Source organism: Zooshikella sp. RANM57 (assembly GCF_050749885.1).
GTDB lineage: Bacteria > Pseudomonadota > Gammaproteobacteria > Pseudomonadales > Zooshikellaceae > Zooshikella.
Genome location: NZ_JBOIUB010000072.1, coordinates 1 through 274 on the forward strand (window position 1 = coordinate 1; position 274 = coordinate 274).

1 pseudogene is annotated in these 274 nt (G+C 40.9%); it reads left to right on the forward strand.

Going from position 1 to position 274, the window contains the following annotated elements:
* Nucleotides 1-274, forward strand: a pseudogene (locus tag ACQ96U_RS27185) (transposase); the annotation flags it as partial.

Below are 274 nucleotides of genomic sequence, written 5' to 3' on the forward strand. Positions count from 1 at the left end.
GTGCTAGAGCAAGGCTACAGTGTTGCTGATGCAGCAAAGTCACTCGGAGTCGCTACTAGCCTGCTTTACAAGTGGAAAGAAAAATACGAAGCTCAGCAGAAAGGCATTGCCTTAGAAGAGTCTGAGCACGATGAGCTGAAACGATTGCGTAAAGAAAACAAAGCATTACGCATGGAGAAAGAAATTTTAAAAAAGGCCAGTGCCTTCTTTGCGAAAGAAATGAAGTGAAATTTTGCTTCATTAAAAAACAATCTAACCATTTCCCTGTAGCATT